We start from the raw sequence: 15,586 nt of genomic DNA on the forward strand, positions 1-15,586 counted from the left end.
ACGAGATACTAAAAAAGCCGACCAATGCTACGAACATTAATCGGCCATAATAGCGATCTCCATTTTTGACCGATTTACCCAATCAGTTTAATAATAGATTATATCCCTAATTCAACAAATTTATGAATTTTAATTTTCTTGTTCATAGAAATCGAATTGCTGTGAACATACCCAAGCAATGGAAGACCAAAATGAAGCTTAGTGCCTTTTTTACCCTTGCATGTGTTGTTAAGCTGTCTGCAGCTAGCTACGCACAATCAATTACTATTAACGCCAAAAAAATGTCTTTGGTGCAGGTATTACGTACCATCCAAAAACAGAGTGGCGTCCCCTTTCTGTTGAATGGTAAAGAACTTGCCGACATTAAAATTGAGGCGCAGGTTCGTAATATGCCTTTAGAAAAAGCCATACAGCTTCTCTTAAAAGACCAACCTGTCGATTGGAGTTTTCAGGACAATATGCTTGTCGTAACGAAGTTAAAAACAAATTATCCGACTTATGAGCTTCCAAATAACTACACGTTAGTACAACAAACCCGCACATTCAAAGGAAATGTTCACGATAGCAAAGGAACAATGCTTCAGGGCGCGACGATTATAATAAAAGGTTCGACAAGGGCAACCACGACAGATGAAAGTGGTAACTTTCAGATCGAAGCAAATAATAATGCCGTACTCGTGATTAAAATGATCGGCTACCAAACCAAAGAAATCCCATTATCCAACCAGCTTTACCTGAATATTGAACTTAGCCAACAGGTCGATGCTTTGGAAGAAGTCGTCGTCGTAGGCTACGGTACGACAAAAAAGAAAGAATTAATCGGTTCGGTTTCCCAAGTTGATGGGAAACAACTAGCCAAACGCTCCGTTCCCCAGCTTGCGCAAGCCCTCACAGGTCAAATGCCCGGTGTGACCGTCATACAGCGATCTGGTCAGCCTGGTGCAGCAAACAATACCATACAGATCCGTGGTGTGGGTTCGTTCGGTGCAAGTACCGACGCGCTTATTTTAGTCGACGGTATACCCACCAATTCCTTCAATGATATCGATCCAAATGATGTTGCATCTATCTCGGTACTGAAAGACGCTTCCTCCGCTGCGATATATGGAGCTAGAGCCGCCAACGGTGTTATTCTGGTTACAACAAAAACCGGGGCAACAGGTGGAAAATTAACGGTCAATTACAATGGCTATTACGGTATCCAGAAACCAACAGCGTTCCCCGAATTTGTCAACTCTTGGGAGTACGCTTCCTTGCTCAATGAAACCACAAGTGGCGGCGGAGGCTACACCGCAGAGGAGATCCAAAAATTTAAAGATGGCTCGGATCCCGATAACTACCCAAATAGGAATTACTTGACCAGTTCATTCAAGTCCCAAGCGGCGCAAACAGGCCACAACTTAAATATATCCAATACCACAGATAAAATACAATACACCTTATCTGCGGGCTTTCTCAATCAAAAAGGTATTGTCATCAAAAACAATTTTGACAAATACAATGTCCGCCTCAATCTCATATCAAACCTCAATGACAAGCTCAAATTAACGACGCGGGTAGCAGCAATTCAGACCGAAACAGACGAACCCGCAGCACCGGCAACGCTTGACTTCTCCAGCATGACGGATATCATTTCTCAGGTGATTCGCTATCCCGCCATATACCCGATCCGCCTGAGCAACGGCGACTGGGGCGCAGGGAATAACCTGAAGGGGACACCTGTATCTTTCCTGGAGAGCGAATCTTTCTACAAAGAAAAAGTATCCAATATCTCCGGAAACGCAAGACTCGACTGGAAACCGATTTCAGATCTGACCTTGTCCGCTATTGGGGGCTATACGCAGACGAATGGCCGCACAAAACTTTTTAGAGCATCACAACGGATCAACAATTCCATTACGCTCGGACCTTCTAGCCTCAATCAAACTGCTCCTTATGAAACGTATAAAACGTTTCAGGCCTTAGCAGACTATAATAAAACGATCGGGGAACATTCCCTGAAAATATTGGGCGGTTATTCTTTCGAGAAAGGCTACAGCGAAGGTTTAAGCGCTTACCGCCAGAATTTTCCCAGCAATGATCTTACCGAGTTAAATGTAGGTTCACCAGATGGACAACAAAATACTGGTACAGCTACTGAGTGGGCATTGGAATCGTTATTTGCACGCATACAATATAACTATGCCAAGAAATACCTGGTCGAAGGTGTTGTTCGATACGATGGATCTTCCCGTTTTCCAACCGATAAAAAGTATGCCACTTTTCCTTCAATTGCAGTAGGTTGGCTACTGAGTGAAGAATCGTTTATAAAGGACCACTATAGCTGGATAGACGAATTGAAAATCAAAGGATCTTATGGAGTTCTCGGTAACCAAAATATTGTCAATAATGTCCAACAGCGCGTTGTCTCTAACTACCCATACCAGGATGTTTTAAATCCTGGTTACAATTACCCCTTTGGAAACACTATTTCTCCAGGGGTCGCCCGAACAACAATTGTTGACCCTATGCTACGCTGGGAATCGACCCGAACGGCAGATGCGGGCGTAGAAGTGGCTTTATTTAAAAATTTACTGACCTTCAGCAGTACCTATTATAACCGATATACTTACGATATTTTGGTGAGCCCAGGTTCTAGTGTTTCCAAAATTTTGGGTTTTGAAGTAGGTGTACAAAATTCTGGAAAACTTCGAAATACAGGATGGGAATTTACACTAGGGCATCAAAAAAAATTAAATGATTTTTCTTACAACGTAAATCTGAACTTCTCTACGGTCAAAAATAGGGTCGTCGATTTGGGTGTCGGCAATATCAATCAACCGAATGGCTTAGTGGGAAATGGTTCAACCCTATTTATCGGTTACCCGATTCAAGCCTACTACGGCTACCAGGCCGATGGCTTGTTTATTGATGCAGCCGATATTGCAAGCTATACCAATCAAACCAGCATCAACCCCAAACCGCAACCAGGCGATATCCGCTACAAGGACATCAGTGGCCCCGACGGTGTACCTGATGGAAAAGTAGACGCTACGTACGACCGAACTGTAATTGGATCACGCATCCCCAAATACACCTACGGGATGAATATCGGAATGAACTACAAAGGGTTTGACTTAGGAATACTTCTTCAAGGTGTAAGCGGTGTCAAAGGCTTATTGGACAATTATGCTGGATTTGCGTTGACACAAAACGGCAATATCCAACGCTGGCAAGCTGATGGCAGATGGACTGCAGCCAATCCCGATCGAAATGCCATATACCCAAGAATTGAACAATTGCCGAATACTGGCACACCAAATACCCTGCTATCGGACTACTGGTTACTGGACGCAAGCTATCTGCGGCTCAAGAACATCCAATTGGGTTATACCATTCCTAAGCACATCCTTAACAAATGGAAATTGTCGGGTCTAAGGGTTTACGCAAATGCCGAAAACCTATTCACGAAAAGCAACTATAGAAAAGGATGGGATCCCGAAATCAATTCAAGCGGAGCCTACTACCCTATTATGCGCAATTTTACATTTGGGGTTAACCTTAGTTTTTAACCAATCGATAAAAAACCATGATACACATCTCATATAAACCTATAAAATTGGCCTTATGCATTCTTTTTGCATCAAGCCTGAGTACCAGTTGTAAAAAGCAACTGGAAACCAATCCACTGGATAAATTTGCCAACGAAACCTTTTGGACAAACGAAACGAATGCTCGAGCAGCGCTGACAGGATTATACAAAGCAGAAATACAAATGAACTCCCTCGCCGAATTCAGCCCTACAGATTGGTGGTCCTATAACGGTCTGCTTTACCTGGAGTTTGCTTCGGACAACGCCTACGATAGACGTGGTGATAATTCGGTTTTCAACAAACTATCCGATGGTACATTAACGAGCAATAATAGCAACTTAGACAATTATTGGATGTATACCTACAAGAAAATCGCCCGTGTAAATTATTTTCTTGAAAATATAGATAAAACTCCTATTTCAGCAGATCTACTCGCACGATTTAAAGCAGAAGCCCGGTTTATTCGTGCTTGCCAATATTTCTACCTGTCCCAATACTGGGGTGATGCCCCTTTAGTTACCAAAACTTTAACGCCCAGTGAAGCGAATCAGGTTTCCAAAGCGAAAAAACAGGAATTGGTTACATTTGTCGCGCGTGAATTGCAGGAAGCGGCAAACGACTTACCTAGTTATGGCAAATTGACTACCGCAGAAAGGGGCCGCGCAAGCAAACAGGCAGCCCTCGCTTTCCTTGGACGCATCCAACTGGCAGAAAAATCTTACGCCGACGCTATCAAAAGCTATGAGCAGATCATCAATGCCAATGAAAATAACATAGATCCTAACTATTCAGGATTATTTAATGGAACCAACGAAACGAGCAAAGAGATTATTTTTGCCACGCAGTACTTGGTTGATCTTGCCGGAAACGGTATGTTTCAGCACAATTTTCCGGCAATCGCAGGCGGCTGGCATCTTCACTGTCCGCTCGGTAGTCTTGTAGAAAGCTATGGTTTCACCGATGGAACGGCATTTTCGTACGATGATGCGCGCTATAATGCGCAAGACATCAGCAAAAACCGGGATCCGCGTTTAGCCTTCACCGTGATAACGAATGGTGATCGTTTCAAAAACCTTAAATATACTTCTCACCCCGATTCCACCCTATCTATCGACCAATTGACAACAACAAAACAGGCCACTCGTACGGGCTACGGATTACGCAAGTTCAACGACGAAGGGTTTAGTGGAAACTTACAAAACTCTGGAGCCGACGTTCCTATTGTACGCTACGCCGAAGTTCTCCTGAGTTACCTTGAAGCCAAACTCGAAAATGGAGATCCTATTACCAGCGACTTACTCGACAAAACCATCAACGCTGTCAGAAAAAGAAGCAGCGTTAATATGCCAGCCATTAACGTCCAAAGTAGTACCTCCTTGCGCACGACGTTACGCAACGAAAGACGTGTGGAACTCGCATTGGAAGGACTTCGTTATTGGGATTTACTACGTTGGGGTATCGCAAAGGATGTACTGAAAGGTGACTTTTATGGCGCCCCATTTCCAAATGCGAAAAATCTTCGAATAAAATCCGGTGGAAGTAAAGACCCTTATAGCCGATGGTATGTGACCAGCAAATCCTTCCGGGTTGGCCAAGATGAACATTGGCCGATTCCGCAAAATGAAGTTAATATCAATCCAAATTTAAAATAGTATCTTGGGTATCGTCAATTGTCAAACGATACCCTTTAAACAAAACTTAACGTATATGAAGAAGCCACTATCCCTAACGTTATTACTCTCCTCGAGCCTTTTCGCAGCGCTCCCCACAGTTAGTTTTGCCCAAAAGGCTAGTAAACCAAATGTGATCTATATTTATGCAGACGACCTTGGTTTTGGTGATTTAAGCAGCTATGGTGCCAAACAAATCGAAACCCCCAACCTGGATAAGCTCGCCCAAAGCGGCGTACGATTTACCAATGCTCATAGTACTTCGGCAACTTGTACCCCTTCCCGTTTTGCATTGATGACCGGAACGTATCCCTGGCGTCAGGAAGGTACAGGCATTCTGCCCGGAGATGCCAAACTAATCGTTCCAACAGATAAAATCACCTTACCCAAAGTATTTAAACATGCGGGCTACGCTACCGCCATTGTTGGCAAATGGCATATGGGACTCGGAAATCAGGTCCAAAAAGACTGGAACGCACCCATCAAACCCGGGCCTAATGATGTAGGTTTTGACTATTCATTCATTTTTCCTGCAACAGCAGATCGCGTCCCAACGGTGTTCCTTGAAAATGATCAGGTCGTCGCTGCAGAGGCCAATGATCCAATCCTGGTCGACTATGAAAAGAAAATAGGTAACGACCCCACAGGAAAAGAGCATCCCGAACTGCTCAAAATGCATTCTTCACCTGGCCAGGGACATAATCAAACTATTGTCAACGGTATCGGAAGAATCGGTTACATGAGCGGTGGAACACGTGCAAGATGGGTAGACGAAGAAGTTTCTACAACATTTCTTCACAAGGCCCAGGACTTTATTTCGCAACATCAAAACAAACCCTTCTTTCTCTACTTCTGCTTGACAGAACCACACGTCCCTCGCATGCCAGCAACACAATTTAAAGGTAAAAGCAAACTCGGCTACCGCGGCGATGCAATCCTTCAATTGGATTGGACCGTCGGACAAATTCAACAGCAATTGCAACTTTTGGGACTTGACAAAAACACGATTATAATTTTCAGCAGCGACAACGGCCCCGTTCTCGACGACGGGTATATGGATGGCGCTGTGGCCCAGCAAAATGGCCATTTACCCGCAGGTCCACTACGCGGTGGCAAATATAGCATCTTCGAAGGCGGAACTCGCGTGCCCTTTATCGTAAGCGGCAAGGGCGTTGCACAGGGAAAAGTTTCCAATGCATTGATCAGCCAAATAGACCTCTTGGCAACAAGTGCCCAATTATTGGATGTTCCACTAAAAGCAGATGAAGCAAAAGACAGCGCGCCGCTCTTGAAAACCTTAACCGGTCAAGATAATAAGGGACGTAGCAGTATGGTTCAGCATGCACAGACACTTGCCATCGTAAAGGACGAATGGAAATATATTGCGCCAAGCAAAGGTTCCCCCTACATGAAATTAACCGATACAGAAACAGGAAGTCTTCCGGAAGATCAGTTATACGATCTTAAAAATGATATCGGCGAAAAGAATAATGTGGCTTCAAAATATCCAGAAAAGGTCGCTGAACTCAAGCAATTATTGGAAGGAGAACGTAAAAAATGAAACTAAAAGTTGGACTTTCCCTCATCCTCCTCGGATGGGGGACTCTTTTTGCACAACAAAAGAAAAAGCAGCATAAATTGCCCAATATTATATTTTTTTATGCAGACGATTTAGGTTATGCCGAAACTGAGCCCTATGGACAACGATTGATCAAAACACCAAATATCCAGCAACTGGCACATGAAGGTTTACGCTTTATAAACCACTATACAAGTACTCCAGTATGCGCCCCAGCCCGTTGCATGTTATTAACGGGCAAGCATGGTGGCCAATCTTATATTCGCGGAAATTATGAATTGGGCGGTTTCGCAGATAGTCTCGAGGGTGGCCAGATGCCACTACCTGAAGGAACGTATACCATGGCTCACCTATTTAAAAAAGCCGGTTATCAGACCGCTGCCATTGGAAAGTGGGGACTTGGAATGAATAATTCCACCGGAAGCCCCAATAAACAGGGATTTGACTATTTCTTCGGTTACCTGGACCAAAAACAGGCACACAATTATTACCCAACACATCTTTGGGAAAATGAAACAAAATATCCCCTTCAAAACAAGGAAAAATTTGTCCATTCTCCTTTAGATTCCAGTAAGGCCACGGCGGAGGACTTCAAACAGTTTGACGGTAAGGAATATGCACCTGAACTAATGACTGAGAAAGCACTGGCTTTTATCGACAAAAACCAACGCAAACCTTTTTTCTTATACCTTCCTTATACATTGCCGCACTTATCACTACAAGTTCCACAGGAATATGTAGATAAATATAAGGACCTCTTCCATGACAAACCTTATTACGGACAGGACGGCTATACGGCTACCCCCTATCCAAGAGCAACCTATGCCGGTATGATCACCTATCTGGATGACCAGGTCGGCACGATTATGAAGCATATCAAAGCATTGGGAATAGATGACAATACCATTATTCTATTCTCCAGTGACAACGGAACTGGCTTTAATGGGGGCATAGATTATCGTTTTTTCCGCAGTGTCGATTCACTTCGGGGATTGAAAATGGATGTTTTTGAAGGCGGTATCAAAGTTCCGTTAATTGTCAGGTGGCCCAACCATATCAAAGCGAATTCCGAAACAGACTTGATTTCGGCCCAATACGATCTCATGGCTACCTTCGCTCAGCTGGTTCAACAAAGCCCCGGCCACAGCAATGGGCTCTCCCTCCTTCCAACCTGGCTGGGTCAAAAGAACCAACAAAAACATCAATATCTCTATTTCGAATATCCAGAAAAGGGCGGCCAGATCGCCATACGCGAAGGACGCTGGAAGGCAGTCAAGCTCGATCTGAAGAAAAACCCTAAATCAAAATGGCAATTATATGATTTAACAACAGACCCTTGGGAAGAAAAAGATATCGCGGTACAGCACCCACAAATGCTGCTGCATTTCGATGAAATTATCCATAATGAACACCAGCCTGCTCATATACAGGAATGGGAGATTGTAGCGAATAAGATGATTAAAAAATAAATCGATTTCTTTCTTAATTTTTTAATCTTAAAAAACTTGGGTTGTCCGGATTGAATCATGACAACCCAAGTTTTTTATGTAATTTAGTCAAGCAATCCATAGCGGGGCTCGAATGTGAATTTACCTATTGAATGACGTATTGACCACACAGGTGTATAACATATTCCGAAGGCCAACGTAAAACGATCAATAACCAAGTATGCGGCAAATAGAATCATACATCAATACACTTAAAGAAGGTGATGAAATGGCTTTATGCTTTTTTATGGATCATTTTGGTCATTCCTTACGCTATTTTGCCTTTTCTTACCTCCGCAACAAAACCGATGCCGAGGAAATTGTCTCCGATGTTTTTGTTAAACTCTGGAATAATAGACAAAAGGTAGAGCATTATGAAAGCCTTAAAGCCTTTCTTTTTATCGCTACTAAAAATGCCTGTATCGCTATGCAAAGAACTACGCAATTCAAAATACGGAAAGAGGAACTCGATATTCTGCAGCATATGTCGGTTCCAGATGAAGATGTACTCAAGAAGATATTCCGAACAGAACTCACCGAGTTGTTACTTGCTGAAATCAATTTGCTTCCCAAACAACAAGCTCAGATCTGCAAGCTCAGTTTTTTGGAAGGCTTGAATACAGATGAAATTTGCGAAACATTGAACACAACCGCATCAACCATCTATTATGCGAGATCCAAAGCATTGCATGCGTTAAAAGAACGTTTCAAATCGAAAAAATTTGAATATCTCACCATCCTAATGCTGACAGCATGGTATACCTTCAAAAGTTAACTGCTACCACACAGCCCGCATCCTCCTCCCAGAAATTTATAAAAGAAATTAAACAACTCGCTATTAAGCATTTAGGGAAATAACAATCAAAAAAAAATGATCACAAAAAAAAGCTTAGCATTCGGTCGGGCGACCTGCTAAGCTTTTATAAATACCTCTTTGTAAGAGGCAATCAACCTAAACCTAGGACAAAGATAGTGGTTCAAATGATATAAACAAAAATTTTGTTATATTTTTTTTCAACTCCCATAAATTTGTTTTAGCACAGCAATCACAAAAGGAATAGTAAGTGTACAATGTACACTACAATCTTTTTGCATTTTTCAACAGGTTATTTTTTTGGTTGCTTCGCTCAGCTAGTCCCAACCACAGTATTTAACCCTTGCATTATTTATCTTTACAACAGAATAACCGATCATCTCCTGCCTTCGTTTTATCTGTCACTTTTATCTTTACGTACTCAATTGCATCCGTAAATATAGCCTAAAGGTCAATACAGACCACAATTGTTGATTGTCCCTTAACTTTCAAGTCTGCCATTTAACTTAATTTGGTGGTGAAGTCTGATTTCAGATGTAATCACCATGAGCTCTTATCTACCACATTTGTGCGATCTAAACATCGATATTTCATTTAATTATTTAGTAACTTTGGAATCAATCAAAAAAAATATCATGTTTACTGGAATCATAGAAACCCTAGGAAAAATAGAAAATATCGAACAGGAAAAAAGCAATATCCATTTTTACGTCAGTTCTGATATTTCCAATGAACTTAAAATAGACCAGAGTGTAAGTCATAATGGCGTTTGCCTTACCGTTGTGGGATTGAACAATAATCAGCATAAAGTGACGGCAATTGATGAAACCTTGCAGAAGACAAATCTCGCTCAATTAAGGATGGGCGACCTGATCAATCTGGAACGTTGTACTTTGGCAGGAGGAAGATTTGATGGACATATCGTCCAGGGACATGTGGATCAGACTGCGCGTTGTATCCAAAAGAAAGATGAAAATGGTAGTTTTATTTTTACCTTTCAATATGATGTTTCCAAACAAAATATCACCGTAGAAAAAGGATCCATTACCGTAAATGGTATCAGCTTGACCGTAGTAGACTCTAAAGACGATCAGTTTTCAGTTGCTATCATTCCGTATACACTAGAGCATACCAACTTACAACAAGTTGAGGTGGGTAGCACAGTCAACTTGGAGTTTGATATTATCGGAAAATATGTCACAAAGATAATGGCTTTACGCGCTTAAAAAATTTGCCATGCTTCCTCGGGTTTAAAGCCGACCCAAGGGAGCATATCCGAACACACTTCGTTTCGGGTTCTAACAATGTGTACTCGATTTATTCCAAATAATGCCCCTGACGTATCAATAACGCGCGATATTTGTTGAATACACTCGATTTGGAAACAAAGCCCATATACTTATTTTCATCCCCCAAAACTGGAAGTATCCACGTGTCGTCCTTATTCATTTTAGCCATCACAATTTCCATGTTTTCATTGATACCTACCGTATCATTTGGCTTCTGAGCTAACTTTTCGAAAGTCGTATCCCCCCCATCCACTTCACCCAATAATACTGAGAATAGAAACTCGCTATAAAGAAGCCCCATAAATTTGCCTTCGTAATCCACCACCGGAAAGATATTGCGTTTACTATGGATGATGTCGGTTTGTCGACCTTTTGGTGTTTCGTCAGGGCGTAAGATCACAAAATTAGTTTCCAATACATATTTTATCCGCATCATACTTAACACGGATCGATCCTTGTCTTCATAAGAAATCAGATCGCCAGACTCCGCCAATACCTTGGTGTAAATGGAATGCTTTAAAACCGACCGATTAATCAAATAGGAAATGGAACAAACCAGCATCAATGGAACCATCAAAGTATAACCTCCGGTCACTTCTGCAATCAAAAATATGCCCGTCAACGGCGCATGCATAATGCCGCTCAACGCACCGGCCATCCCCGCTACCACAAAATTTGGTACATTTAGCTCGGCAATTCCCGTCAAGTTTACACCATAAGAAAATGCAAAGCCCAACAGACCTCCCATCACTAAACTTGGTCCAAATACCCCACCATTTCCACCGCCATTTAATGTAAATAACGCAGCAAGGGATTTTCCAAATAAGGTCAATATCGTATAGCCCAGGACTACTAATCCCATATCCTTGTAGTCTGAGAACAAGCTGTTCTTAACAATCGAGTTAAACTGACCATTGAGAATCTGCTGAATGGTAATATAGCCCTCACCATACAGCGCTGGGAATACAAAAATCATCAGACCTAAGGCAATACCACTGACCCACACTTTATTATAGGGATTTTTAATCTTAGAAAACCATTTCCCCACACTCCTTGAAACACGTGCAAAGTAAATCGTATAAAGCCCAATCAGCACAGCTAATAGCAAATAAAACAGCAATGCCGAAACTTGCCAATCGGAATTGAATGTACTGAATAAGGGTTCATTATAAAGCACCCGAGAGACAACAGAAGCCAATGCCGATGAGATCAGTAAAGGAATGAACACTGGAATGGAAAATTCGGGAAGCAAGATCTCGATAGCAAAAATCATTCCTGCCAAAGGACTGTTGAAGGCGCCTGAAATTCCTGCTGCTGCACCACAAGCCAATAACATGGTAACTTCCTTATACTGCAGTCCAAAAAAACGGGCGATATTAGAGCCGATAGAAGAACCACCCAAAGCAACAGGAGCTTCCAAACCACAGGACCCGCCAAAGCCAACGGTAATAGCCGAAGTCACCACCTGAGAATAAATATTGCTGGGATCCAATCGGCTGCCTTTCCGACTGATGGCATAAATAATCGGGGTAATCCCGTGCTCCATCTTCTTCCCTTTCAAAAATTTGCGAACAAAAAACACGCTGAGCAAAATCCCTATCAATGGAAAAATCAAGTAAACCGAGTATTTTACTTTCCAATCGATATCATCCTGTATAGTCGTTGCAATAAAATGGGTTAATCTCTTTAGCACAGATGCCATAATACCACCAACAATTCCAACCAAAAATGCGAGTATAATGATAAAGTTCCGGTTAGAAACTTTCTTCATCCGCCATTGATTGATCTGGTCTATTTTTTTAAAAAAACGTCTTTTGAGGTTTCTCATATCGTCCTATTGAAAGCTCAACACTTCCTTTTTCTTTTTTGTTTTGAATTTATCGGGTACTACGGCCAATATTTCTTTTTCTAAGGCCTGAATTGCATGTCTCTTTACATAATTTTGCGTCGTCACCAATGATATCTCCCGTACTGGTTCCGGTGATTTGAAATAACGGATTCTATCCAATTGTTCATCGGAATAATCCCAAATCGACAACTCAGGCAATATCGTGATTCCGTCGTTGATATCTACCATACGTTTTAAAGTCTCTACGCTACCCGTATTATACTCAAATCGCCCTGTAAGATCTTGATTATGTTTATGATGACAAATATTAAGCACCTGCCCGCGCATACAATGTCCCTCATTGAGCAACCAAAGTTTATCATCGGCAATATCATCACCACTCAGTATTTTTTTGGGAAACAGTGGGCTATTGGCTGAAATATAAGCGACAAAATTTTCGTAAAATAAGGGTGATTCCAAAATCCCCGGGTCATTTAAGGGAGTAGATAGCACACCACAGTCCAGAAGTCCGACCTTCAATTCATGCACAATCCGTTCTGTTGTATATTCCCAAATCTGCAATTGAAGCTTCGGATATTTCTCCATAAATGTGGTCAGCACATTCGGAAGTAAATAAGGTGCGATTGTCGGGATAACACCGACCCTTAGTGTACCCTCAATTTCCCCTTTTTTATCCTGTACGATCTCATTGATCTTTCGGCTTTCCGTCAACACCAATCGAGCTTGAAGAATAATTTTCTCGCCGATTTCTGTAGGAACAACAGGCTGACGGCTCCGGTCGAAGATTTTAGCCCCTAAAGACTCTTCAAGTTTTTGTATTTGCATGCTCAACGTAGGTTGCGTGACAAAACATTTTTCTGCAGCTGCAACAAAACTTCGGTAGGTATCAACAGCTATAATATATTCCAGTTGGATTAAGGTCATCTTACTATCTTTAAAGCACAAAATTACGAATCCTGTCGTAAACCAATGTCAAATCCTTTATAATTAAAGTCAACAGGAGCATTTGGCCTGCCGATTATACAATAAATACCTTGCCAAAAAGGTCCAGTATATCCACTATTGTTACATTAGTTCACATAAAAAATCGATTTCATCAAAATGCTTTTCTTAAATTTGGAGATTTACAACAGTTGATAGTTAAAATCCTATGAAGTTTATAAATCGTACGACAATTGCACTAGCTTTATTCTTAACCATGGCAAACAGTCCTTATAGCAAGGCAAATCCCGATGAGGGAATGTTTCCATTGAGCGAATTAAATAGAGCTGGATTGAAGAAAGCTGGGTTAAAGATCAGTGAGAAAGATATCTACAATCCCGGTCAGGTCGGACTGGTAGATGCCCTGGTTCAAGTCAGTGGATGTACAGGGTCGTTTGTCTCAAACCGTGGTTTAATCATTACCAATCACCACTGCGCTTTTTCTGCCGTTCAACTTGCCAGTACAGCAATCAACAATTACCTAAAAAACGGGTTTGTAGCCCAAAATCAAGAACAGGAAATTGAAGCAAAAGGATTAAAAATAAGAATTACCGATTCTTATGAGGATGTTTCTGCTAAAATATTAAATGCTGTCGCCAACATCAACGACCCAGTAGAGCGTATCAATACGATCAAACGTAAACAACAAGAACTGGTTAAACAAGCGGAAAAAGAAGATCCCACGATTAAAGCTGAAGTATCGGAAATGTTTATCGGTAAAAGTTATGTCCTATTCCGTTATAAAACAATCGAAGACGTTCGTTTAGTTTATATTCCACGTCAAAACATCGGCGAATTTGGTGGAGAGACAGATAACTGGGTATGGCCACGCCACACGGGAGATTATTCTTTTCTGAGAGCTTATGTCGGCAAAAACGGAAAATCTGCACCTTATTCTAAAGACAACGTCCCTTACCAGCCAAAAAAACACCTTAAAGTCAATCCAAATGGCGTACGGGAGAATGATTTCACCTTTATCCTTGGTTATCCCGGAAAAACATTCCGACACAGACCAGCACAATATATTCAATATCAACAAGAATATCTTTTGCCTTACGTATCCAACCTGTATGATTTCCAAAATAAACAGATGGAGGAAGCAGGAAAAGACAATACCGATATCGCCTTGTCCTTGGCAACACGCATAAAACGTAATGCGAATGTATTGAAAAACTATCGTGGTAAACTCAAAGGCTTACGAGGAATCGACTTGCTATCGACAAAAAAACAAGAAGACGAAGCACTGGCAGCGTTTATCTTAAGTAAACCCGAACTGAAAAACAAATATGGAAGTCTGCTCACTGATATTGACGCCTATTATCAGCTGAGCGATCAAGATGCCCTGAAAGAACTTTGGATCAATAATATTTACAATAGTACGAGCTTATTGAAAGTAGCCCGCGACCTGAACGTTCTGAAAACCAACTTGGCAAAGGAAAAATCTTCCCAAGCTGCCAAGCAGCTTTTCGATCTGAATATCGAAAAATTAAAAACCGCTGTTAAAGAAACCTACGAAAGCTACAATAAACAGGCTGATCAGCGTATTTTCTCCAGAATGTTGGAAGATGCCATTGCATTCCAAGGTAAAAATCAATTGGCATCCATTCAGAAATTGCAATTTAATACGGCTACTGCACAAGAATTTGCAACAGAGATTATTCAGAACAGTAAACTTGCCGATCAAAATTACATACTGAATACTGTCTTGGCCAATGCCGATGCACTTCAGAAATTTGACGACAAATTATTGGATTTCCAGGGCAAATTGAACAATGATATTGTCCAGTTCGCTGCTGAACAAAAAAGACGTGAAGGGGTACTGAACAAATTAATGGGCGATTATGTTGCCGTCAAGGAAATTTTTCAGGCCAAAAACTTTATTCCTGATGCAAACTCAACCTTACGTCTGACGTATGGGCACATCAAAGGCTACTCTCCTGCTGATGCAACTTATATGAAGCCATTCACCACAATCGAAGGAATCATTCAAAAAGGAAATCTTGGTTTAGCAGAATTTGACTATCCACAAGAAATCAAGACTGCTTACCTCAATAAAAATTTTGGTCCTTATCTTCAAAAAGATCTGGGATCTGTGCCGGTCAATATCTTATATGATATGGATACTACAGGGGGAAATTCAGGATCTCCAATAATGAATGCCAATGGTGAATTAATCGGTGTAAATTTTGACCGTGCTTATGACGCAACAATTAATGATTTCGCTTGGAACGAGAGTTACAGCAGATCCATCGGAGTCGACATTCGTTATGTCCTCTGGGTTGCCGATAAAATTGACAACGCGCATTTCATTCTGAAAGAAATGGGTATTTAATAGGGGCTAAAAC

General features: G+C 41.5%; 9 protein-coding genes. 7 read left to right on the forward strand and 2 right to left on the reverse strand.

Features of this window, described 5'->3' with window-relative positions; genetic code table 11:
• Positions 1-122: 122 nt before the first annotated feature.
• The 6 genes from IQ31_RS06070 (at position 123) to IQ31_RS06095 (ending at position 10,348) form a co-directional block, all read left to right on the forward strand.
• Positions 123-3,551, forward strand: a complete 3,429-nt coding sequence (locus tag IQ31_RS06070) for a SusC/RagA family TonB-linked outer membrane protein (RefSeq protein ID WP_145327449.1) — start codon at positions 123-125, stop codon at positions 3,549-3,551.
• A gap of 17 nt (positions 3,552-3,568) precedes the next feature.
• Positions 3,569-5,224, forward strand: coding sequence for a RagB/SusD family nutrient uptake outer membrane protein (locus tag IQ31_RS06075; protein WP_088161081.1), 1,656 nt, complete (start codon positions 3,569-3,571; stop codon positions 5,222-5,224).
• 55 nt (positions 5,225-5,279) lie between these two features.
• Positions 5,280-6,803, forward strand: coding sequence for a sulfatase family protein (locus IQ31_RS06080; protein WP_088161080.1), 1,524 nt, complete (start codon positions 5,280-5,282; stop codon positions 6,801-6,803).
• Positions 6,800-8,290, forward strand: coding sequence for an arylsulfatase (locus IQ31_RS06085; protein ID WP_088161079.1), 1,491 nt, complete (start codon positions 6,800-6,802; stop codon positions 8,288-8,290). The genes IQ31_RS06080 and IQ31_RS06085 overlap by 4 nt, the downstream gene beginning before the upstream one ends.
• 199 nt (positions 8,291-8,489) lie before the next feature.
• Positions 8,490-9,083, forward strand: a complete 594-nt coding sequence (locus tag IQ31_RS06090; protein WP_145327450.1) for an RNA polymerase sigma factor — start codon at positions 8,490-8,492, stop codon at positions 9,081-9,083.
• A gap of 674 nt (positions 9,084-9,757) precedes the next feature.
• A complete protein-coding gene (locus tag IQ31_RS06095) occupies positions 9,758-10,348 on the forward strand; it encodes a riboflavin synthase (protein ID WP_145327451.1) in 591 nt (196 codons plus the stop codon).
• A 91-nt stretch (positions 10,349-10,439) separates the two neighbouring features.
• Here the strand turns inward: IQ31_RS06095 and IQ31_RS06100 are convergent, their stop codons facing one another.
• Both IQ31_RS06100 and IQ31_RS06105 read right to left on the reverse strand, forming a co-directional pair.
• Positions 10,440-12,239: a chloride channel protein gene (locus tag IQ31_RS06100; RefSeq protein WP_075992018.1), complete on the reverse strand. Its 1,800-nt coding sequence runs from the start codon at positions 12,237-12,239 to the stop codon at positions 10,440-10,442.
• A gap of 6 nt (positions 12,240-12,245) precedes the next feature.
• A complete protein-coding gene (locus tag IQ31_RS06105) occupies positions 12,246-13,184 on the reverse strand; it encodes a hydrogen peroxide-inducible genes activator (RefSeq protein WP_120334676.1) in 939 nt (312 codons plus the stop codon).
• Between the two features lie 226 nt (positions 13,185-13,410).
• Between IQ31_RS06105 and IQ31_RS06110 the strand changes: the two genes are divergently transcribed.
• Entirely contained in the window at positions 13,411-15,573 is a 2,163-nt protein-coding gene (locus tag IQ31_RS06110) for a S46 family peptidase (protein ID WP_145327452.1), read from the forward strand.
• The last annotated feature ends 13 nt before the right edge of the window (positions 15,574-15,586 follow it).

Origin of the sequence: Sphingobacterium siyangense (assembly GCF_007830445.1) — a bacterium.
GTDB lineage: Bacteria > Bacteroidota > Bacteroidia > Sphingobacteriales > Sphingobacteriaceae > Sphingobacterium > Sphingobacterium siyangense.